Here is a 1128-nt window from a genome sequence, read left to right on the forward strand (position 1 = left end):
CGGGCCCGGCCGCGCAGCGTCTGGGTGGTCCTCGCCGAGGTCGCGCCCGAGCTGGGCGAGTGGGCTGCGTTCTTCGCGTCCTGCTCGGACACCCGGGCGGCGGCCGAGGCGGGGATCTCCCGGCTCGTGGGCAGGCGGGAGGCGGACGACCTGCTCCGCCAGTCCGAACAGTTCGTGGGGATCGTGCGGGAACTGCTGGTCGACCGGTGAGGCGGCTCAGGTGCGCGAGCGAGAGCGGAGCAGCCTGCCCAGCAGCGCGGTGAACACCGCCGCCACCTCCCGGGCGCCCGGCGTGTCCCAGGACTGGATCGGCAGGCAGGCGCCCTGCGCCTGCTGCACGGCGGAGCGGTCCGGCAGCGTCCCGCCGAAGACCAACGGGCCGAACAGCTCGCGGAGCTCGGCGATCCGGTAGTCGTGCTCCGCGTTGCGCGGGCGCACGCGGTTCACCAGCACCCCGAGCGGCTGCAGGGCGGTGTTGCCGCGCTCCCGCTCGGCCTGCACGGCGTCGAAGGCGCGCTGCACGCCGGACACGGCGAACATGGTGGGGTCGGTGACCAGGATGGCGCGGTCCGCGGCCGCCAACGCGCTGCGGGTGAGCTGGCCCAGCGAGGGCGGGCAGTCGATGATCACCAGCTGGTAGGGCTCGCCGGGGGTCTTGTCCGTGCGGCCCAGGCTCGAGTGCAGCTCCGGGTCGTCCAGCCTGGACAACGCGCGACGGAGCCGTTCGAGCTGCTTGGTGCTGGGGTCGGGATGGTTGTGCCGCTCGTTCTGCTCGGCGCCCACCAGCACGTCCAGGCCCTCGCCCCACGCGCTCGGCGCGATCGCCCGGCGCAGCGCGGAGCGGCTGGGCTCGTCCAGGACGTCGGCGATCGTGCCGGTGGTCGCCTGCACGTCGAGCGCGATCGTGGAGTTGGCCTGCGGGTCGAGGTCCACCACGAGCGTGGGGAGGCCGTGCGCGAGCGCGGCGCCGGCGAGACCGAGGGAGACCGTGGTCTTGCCGACCCCGCCCTTCAGACTCAACACGGCGACGACCTGCACGACGATCAACCTACCGTCTCCGTCGCCACGCGGACCGCGGCGCGGTGGCGTGTCGGCCGCGGGCCTAGGCTCGGGGTGTGAGCGCGGCGG

At 74.5% G+C, this 1128-nt stretch carries 2 protein-coding genes; one reads left to right on the forward strand and one right to left on the reverse strand.

Going from position 1 to position 1128, the window contains the following annotated elements; genetic code table 11:
- The coding region (locus H5J29_RS33680) for an SAV_6107 family HEPN domain-containing protein (protein WP_246394620.1) at nucleotides 1-210 on the forward strand (210 nt) is incomplete at its 5' end.
- 6 nt (nucleotides 211-216) lie between these two features.
- Here the strand turns inward: H5J29_RS33680 and H5J29_RS33685 are convergent.
- On the reverse strand, nucleotides 217-1038 hold the full coding sequence (locus H5J29_RS33685; protein ID WP_181784908.1) for a ParA family protein: 822 nt from the start codon (nucleotides 1036-1038) through the stop codon (nucleotides 217-219).
- Nucleotides 1039-1128 lie beyond the last annotated feature (90 nt).

This window comes from Pseudonocardia pini, assembly GCF_013870575.1.
Lineage (GTDB): Bacteria > Actinomycetota > Actinomycetes > Mycobacteriales > Pseudonocardiaceae > Pseudonocardia > Pseudonocardia pini.